At 66.9% G+C, this 6,549-nt stretch carries 6 protein-coding genes and 1 pseudogene; 2 read left to right on the top strand and 5 right to left on the bottom strand.

The features are described from left to right. A pseudogene (locus ACYVK5_RS23685) lies at positions 1–649 on the bottom strand (IS1634 family transposase); the annotation flags it as partial. Positions 650–874: 225 nt separating this feature from the next. Here ACYVK5_RS23685 and ACYVK5_RS23680 point away from each other — a divergent pair. Beyond that, entirely contained in the window at positions 875–2,401 is a 1,527-nt protein-coding gene (locus ACYVK5_RS23680) for an ATP-binding protein (RefSeq protein ID WP_460708437.1), read from the top strand. 302 nt (positions 2,402–2,703) lie between these two features. Here ACYVK5_RS23680 and ACYVK5_RS23675 read toward each other — a convergent pair whose 3' ends face one another. The 3 genes from ACYVK5_RS23675 to ACYVK5_RS23665 all read right to left on the bottom strand — a co-directional run bounded on the left by ACYVK5_RS23675 (position 2,704) and on the right by ACYVK5_RS23665 (position 5,461). After that, positions 2,704–3,105, bottom strand: coding sequence for a squamosa promoter-binding protein 15 (locus ACYVK5_RS23675; RefSeq protein ID WP_460708436.1), 402 nt, complete (start codon positions 3,103–3,105; stop codon positions 2,704–2,706). Between the two features lie 110 nt (positions 3,106–3,215). Next, complete coding sequence (locus ACYVK5_RS23670) at positions 3,216–4,031, bottom strand: hypothetical protein (RefSeq protein ID WP_460708435.1); 816 nt, start codon at positions 4,029–4,031, stop codon at positions 3,216–3,218. Positions 4,032–4,372: 341 nt separating this feature from the next. Then, positions 4,373–5,461, bottom strand: a complete 1,089-nt coding sequence (locus ACYVK5_RS23665) for a hypothetical protein (RefSeq protein ID WP_460708434.1) — start codon at positions 5,459–5,461, stop codon at positions 4,373–4,375. Positions 5,462–5,543: 82 nt separating this feature from the next. Between ACYVK5_RS23665 and ACYVK5_RS23660 the strand changes: the two genes are divergently transcribed. Continuing rightward, positions 5,544–6,101 (top strand): hypothetical protein, encoded by a 558-nt coding sequence (locus tag ACYVK5_RS23660; protein ID WP_460708433.1) that lies wholly within the window; start codon positions 5,544–5,546, stop codon positions 6,099–6,101. A 50-nt stretch (positions 6,102–6,151) separates the two neighbouring features. Here the strand turns inward: ACYVK5_RS23660 and ACYVK5_RS23655 are convergent, their stop codons facing one another. Next, entirely contained in the window at positions 6,152–6,328 is a 177-nt protein-coding gene (locus tag ACYVK5_RS23655) for a hypothetical protein (protein ID WP_460708432.1), read from the bottom strand. Between the last annotated feature and the right edge of the window lie 221 nt (positions 6,329–6,549).

Below are 6,549 nucleotides of genomic sequence, written 5' to 3'. Positions count from 1 at the left end.
AACACCCGCGACCCGACACCAACATCGGCATAACCACGACCTCGGCGTAATTCGAGAACCCTGGTTTGCGCAGGTCATCGGACTTGTCGGTCTCGAAGTAGAGCGTGCTGACGTCGAACAGCACCAGGCTCGTAGGGCCGAGTCTGGCCCGAGAAGCCAGCGCTCGGGTGACCTCGTCGCGGAACTTCGTGGTCGAGTACCGAGGCAGGTGGCGCACCACCGTGGGATACGAGACCATCTCCAGGCCCGCTTCGGCCAGCACTCGCAGGCTGTCCTTCTTCGAGGTCGGCTCGATGATCCGCGCGAGCACCATCTGCCGGAACACAGTGCCTGCGCCAGTGATGGTGTCCAGGCCGAGCGCGTCGAACCCGGCGTTCAACGCATCGAGGAGTACCTCGGCACGCGAGGACGTGATCGGCACCCGCGCCGCACGCACCGGCCGCGACCGGCGACGAGGCGGCGCAGTCCCCGCGCGGTCCAGGCCGAGGTCGAACTCGTCTTGCCCTGCCGCCATTCGCTGCGCCGCGGCCGCGCGCAACAGCGCGAGTTCCTCACCGTCATGCGCGGACCCGATGTGCTCAAGATCGAGCTTCCCGGCCCGTTTGCCGTAGACGATCTGCACCGCGGTCGCACCGGACGCCGTCGTCACCGTTCGGATATACGGAGCCACAACCCGCAGCATACGAGACCCCGTTAGTGCGCCGATCCACGCCCGTGATCGAACAACACCCCAGGTCAGCGAGCTACGCCCGCGCCAGATCCACCGAACTGATAAAAGTCAGGAAGCACTCTCCGCTGGACCCGCCCAGTGGCCAACGGCGTGACTCATCCGATCTGGGCACCTACCTCGGATGCACGCTGCTACGTCCGTCTCGTGGCGTCGCTCGGCTCGGGCCTGGTTGCGCAAAGCGATCGGAGCGATACTCTCGTTGGTGAGAGTCTCTCCGATGAGACTCTCACCAACGAGAGTATCTGGAGCATTATGGACGGGTTCATCGGTCGCGAACGGGAGCTCGCCATCCTTGATGGCAAACTCAGCAAGGTGCGTGCCAGCAGGCGGGGACCTGCCGGCCAGGCAGTACTGATCCGTGGACGACGGCGCGTCGGCAAGTCACGCCTCGTGGAGCAGTTCGTCGAGCGGGCCGACATGCCTCATGTCTTCTTCACCGCGGTCGGCGGCAATCGGGACGAGGACCTGGTGGGCTTCGTCCAAGAAATCACCGTCTCAGATCTCCCGGAGGGTGCGTCCGCTGCAGACTTCGCTGATCCCACCACCTGGGACGCAGCGTTCCGTGTCCTGGCGTCGGTCTTGCCACAGGACTCGCCGAGCATTGTCGTGATCGATGAGCTTCCCTACCTCGTCCGCGACGACCCAGCGTTCGAGGGTGCACTCCAGAAGGCATTCGACAGAACCCTGTCGAAGCTGCCGGTCCTGCTACTGCTGATCGGGTCCGACATCGCAATGATGGAACGCCTCAATACCCATGGACGCCCCTTCTACCAGCGCGGCACGGAACTGATCGTTCCACCCCTGACGCCCTCCGACGTCGCGTCGATGCTTGGCCTCCAGGCCGCAGACGCGTTCGATGCGTACCTTGTGACGGGTGGGCTGCCTCTCCTCCTGACCGAGTGGGACACGGGAGAAGGGCTGTGGAACTACCTGGAACGTGGGCTTCATGACCCCACGTCGGCACTCCTCGTGAGCGGTGAGCGCACGCTGGCCGCCGAGTTCCCCACCGAAGCCCAGGCGAGATCGATCCTCTCGGCTATCGGGCATGGCGAGCGTACCTACTCGCTGATCGCGCGAGCGTCCGGCATCGGACCGAACGTCTTGAACCGATCGCTGCAGCTTCTCGTCGAGCGTCGCGCCGTCGTGGCTCGCCTGCCGCTGTCGACGAGGCCTAGCAAGGAGACCCGCTATTGGATCGACGACCCGTACCTCCGGTTCTGGCTGTCCTTCGTCCAACCTGGGATCGCTCAGATCGAACGCGGACGTGGTGACCGAGTGTTCGAAACCGTGCGAAAGCAGTGGACGACCTGGCGCGGCAGGGCGATCGAGCCCGTGATCCGCGATGCACTCTGGCGATTCGCGGATGACGAGATCGCACCCGGAACCAACGTCGTGGGGGGCTACTGGACGCGGACCAACGACCCCGAGATCGACCTGGTCGGAGCCGACCGCGAGCCGATCGCCAAGACTCTGACGTTCGTAGGCTCGATCAAGTGGCTGGAGAACCGGCCGTTCGATCACCGTGACGCCACGCGACTCGTCGTTCATCGCTCGCAGTTGCCGGGAGCCACGGACGAGACCCCACTCGTGGCGGTGTCCCGCAGCGAGGCGTCGCTCGACGGGCTGACGATCATCGGGCCTGACCGCCTGCTCACCGCCTGGGACGAGTAGGGACCTGAATGCTCGAGAGAGCTGGTCGGCACGGCGTCTGCTGCGATCAGGCCGTCAAGAGCGGACGAGCCGGCCCATACGCCGGGTTCTCCTGGAGGGTGGGGCGGTATGTCTCGCGGTGTCCAGCGGATTCGTTGGGCACCGCGAGAACGTTGGAATCTCGCGGTTCCGGCAGGCTCTGAGCGCGTTGGAGAGGCTCGTATCAGATGGGCCGAGACGGCGCCCATGTGTACCCGGCCGCTCCCGTCGCACAGCGCAGGCTCGACGCCGCCCGCGGGTGGGCAGGTCTCGAACCTAGCTCTTCACCCCTGGTAGAAGCCCTCGTCCTCTTCGCTCGGCACGAGCGGCGCGTACTGTCGCAGTTCTCCGCCGCGGATCATCCAGAGTCGGAAGAAGCCCTCTTCCTGGTCCATCACCAACAGCTGCGCGGCGTTGGGTTCGCGCCACGGCGTCTCGAAGAACCGTTGCCGGAGGGCATCCAGGTCGGCGTAGTTCAACGCACCCGCCCAGACCTCGCACTCAGGTTCCTTCCACCCGCCCCATTGCGAGCCCTCTCCGCCTGTGAGCAGCCTCAGGTACCCCACGCCGTGGGCGTCAGGCCTCGAACGAAGGGGCGCTTGCGTGCGCAGCCACTCGCTCAGCGCTTCCGCGTTCTCGTTGTCGTCCATGGCGACCGAGACCATGACGTTCGCCACCCAGCTCACAGCGATCGTTGTACCCGAACAGACAGCCGCGTGACCAATCGTCCGGCCGAATCATCCAAGGTCAGCACTCCGCTGGGCTACGCGACTTCGGGTCAGGCTGGAAACGCCGATCATCGCCCGCTTGTGGGGCGTCTCGCTGTGGCTCGCTGTTCGTTCGCGTGATCGATTTGGCGCCTGGTGGAGCGGTGGCGCTCCGACCAGGCGCGGTCGTCGTGAGCTTGGGTGACGCGCGCGATCTCGTCCCAGACGGACGCGGGAACCCGTTGGAGCTGCTTGAGGCTTCGGGATCGTGACAACAGGTGCCATGCCGCTCCTGTCCAGGCCGGATCGGTCCGTGGCAGCCCATCGACCGCGGCCAGGATCGCAGACAGAGGCAGTTCCACCAGCAATTCGTCTGGCAGCTGCTCGTGGATCGGATAGCCGGAGTAGCGGCCTGAACCTCCGGCACGCCAACGCAACAGCACCCTCGCCCGATCGCGCTGGCGCGGGTGAGCGTCGTGCAGACGCCGTCGCACTTCGCCAACGACATCGTCGTCCACAAAGGGCGAGGATGTGGGACGCAGCATCTGCGGGACCAGATCTCGCGCGCAGGCCGGAGCGGCGGCCTTCCATGAGTGCTCAGCGTCTTGGCGGGCCGCGCGTTGCTCGGCCAAGCGCTGCGCACGTTCGGCGGGTGGGGTGAATCCGCGCTCGGCAAGCCAGGAGATCAGTTCGGGTGCGTGTGCGAGGCTGGCGTCGCTCTCCCATCCACCCCAGCGGACCCTGGCGTCAAAGTGCCAGCCGACCACATCGATCCTGGCGCCGACGCCGTCGAGCAGTTCGAACGCCGCGTCGCCATGGCACATGCACACGAACCCCGTGATGTCGTCGACCATCAGCAGCCGGGCAAGGGTGTCGAGGTCGGCACGGGTTGTGAACGTCAGCACCGGCGCGCGTCCGCGAAGATCCGCCGCTCGGAGGCGCCGGCGTCATACAGCCGGATCATCGATGCGGACCGGACTACGTCGTTCAGGGCACTGGGGTCGTCCACCACGGCCGGAACGATACCGGGCGCATCAGCCAAGAGAACGTGGATGCGGGGCGAAGCGCTCCGCTGGGTTCCTGGCGTAGCGGCACCCCATCATCACGATCGAGCCTTCTGGAAGTCTCGTCGGAGCCTTCGGGCGACCTCGAGCAGATCGTCGAGCGCCGCGGCGTGTGCGGGTGAGGGCTCCTCGTCTCTCGTCCCGACCGATACCGTCCGTGAGCCCGAAGGTATGAACGCTGCTCACACGCCGGTCGGGTAGAACTGGAGCTCTTGGACGGGGACGGCGATCTTGGTTCCCACGACGCCGTCCGGCGTGTCCCCGGTCATCTCCAGCATGGTGAGCCCGACGCCGGAGCGCAGGACCATGACACCGTCGGGCTCGACGGCCTCGACGAGGCCTCGCAACCATTGCCGGTCGGCTCCAGCAGGACGGACGGTGGGCGTGTCCCCGCTCGCGACCTCGTCCCAGGAGATCTCTCCGGGGACCTCAACCTCCACGTTCACGATGTCCCCGGCGGCGGGGACGGTCGCCATGAAGACCCCTCGCAGGAGCCCTGCGGGCGTCTCGACGGTGACTGGCACGGGATGCCCGTCGCCGACGGCGATGACCGTGACCGGGTACGTGGCGGGGCCGGGACCGACGCGGGCCGTCCACCAGGTGCTGTCCACGTCGCGGTGCTCCACGTCGTGCGCGGTGCCGAGTGCATGGTGGACGAACTCGGCGGGGAGCCGGACCTCGTGCTCGGCGACGTAGTGAGCGAGGCCCTCGGGCCACAGGTAGGTGCCGTCGGTCTGTTCCCGATGCCCCACGTCTTCCCCGCAAAACCGGCAGGACGACATGCCCCGGTACACCCGGGCGAGCATCCCGCCTTCCAGGTACCGCTGCACGTGCCGACGTTCGTGGGAGCCCCACGCGGGATCGACGAAGTCACGCGGGTCGGGAAGGTTCGGGGCGCCGGGGCCGCGCCAATACCCGATGAGGATCAAGGGCTCGCGCACCTTGTCGGCGACGGGAGGCTCCTCCTTGCGGAGGTAGACCCATTCCTCGCCGGGCAGCAGGTCTCGGGGCTCCGGAGGCGTGACAGAGACCGGGGTGAGATCGACGACCACCTCAGGTGCCATGTCGGCCACGACGTAGGTCTCCACGAGCGAGCACGACTCGACCTCATCCTCGGTGGGCACGTGGTCGTAGATCATCCGGCCGCGGATCGCCGACGCTGTGACAGCGACCGCCACACCACGCAGGCCCGGCGACACCTCGTCCCACAGCGCCCGCTGGAGAGACAACAGCGCAGAGGCACGGAACGGCAGCCGGCTGAGGATCTCCACGCCTGAACCGTAGCGGAACCGGCGGGCGACTCACACGGAAAAGCGACTCGACGATGGCCCCACGACCGCTAGATTTGCCGACGTGTCACCCGACCTCGCCCGAGCAGCCACCGAGGAACTCCTCGCCGCGGCGGGGTTCTGGCTCGACAAGGTCGACCCGGACCGGCAGCGGGTCGTCGAGTCGGCGGTCGGCGCGCTGGTTGCCGACCTCGACAGCCCGGCACTGCGCGAGCTTGCCGGGCTCTACGGGGACGAACCGCAGGACGCGCTCGACGGCCTCGCCCGTCAAACTGCTCAGGAACTGGGCCTGCCGGAGCCCACGGCCGAAGACGCGGTCCGGATCGAACTGAGGAACAGGTGCCAAACGGTCCTCGACGGGACGGCCGCGCCGAGGTCCGTGACGGCGTGGGCGTACGACCTCGACGGTCCGAGGACGCCTGGTCCGCGATGGTTCCCCGTGCTCGACCCGTTCATCAAGATCGAGCACACTTACGACTACCTCGAAGAGCTGCGAGGCTACGCCGACGGGGCAAAGATCGATCGAGCGCAAATCAATCTGGATATCGCACGCCTGGATGTCGAGGTTCGAGAAGAGGCGCTGAAGGTCCTCGACCACCGGTCTGGGAACGGACCGCGATGACACGGGACCGACTCATTCCGCGGCGACGTCGCGCAAAGACATGTCACTCATCAGATGAGACCGGCCGCTCGGCGGCGCTTCGTCGCCTGGCGCTTTGCCGATAGGGGCGTGGGCGCAAGGGGGTCGGCTCCGGCGGGCGTCTTCTCGCTCAGGTCCGGATTGCGCGTGACCCGGATCGCGGCCTTGGTCTCGGCGAGGTCGAAACGCCAGGAACGGCCGACCATCATCCCGCGTAGTCCTACGGCATGCGTCCTAACCCACTGCGGGCTTCGCTTGAGGTACGTCGCGAGCTCGTGTGCCGTCAGGAGGGGCTCGGCCGCTGGCCTGGCCGGCCGCCGCTGCGTCTGGAGTCATGCGGCGACGCTATGTCGGCAGGTTCCACACGGCATATGGCGGTTGTGGGGCGGACGAGCCGGCCTATGCGCCGGGTAAGTGCTGCTGGCACAAC

Source organism: Myceligenerans halotolerans (genome assembly GCF_054782975.1).
This window is presented reverse-complemented; position numbering and strand designations above follow the sequence as displayed.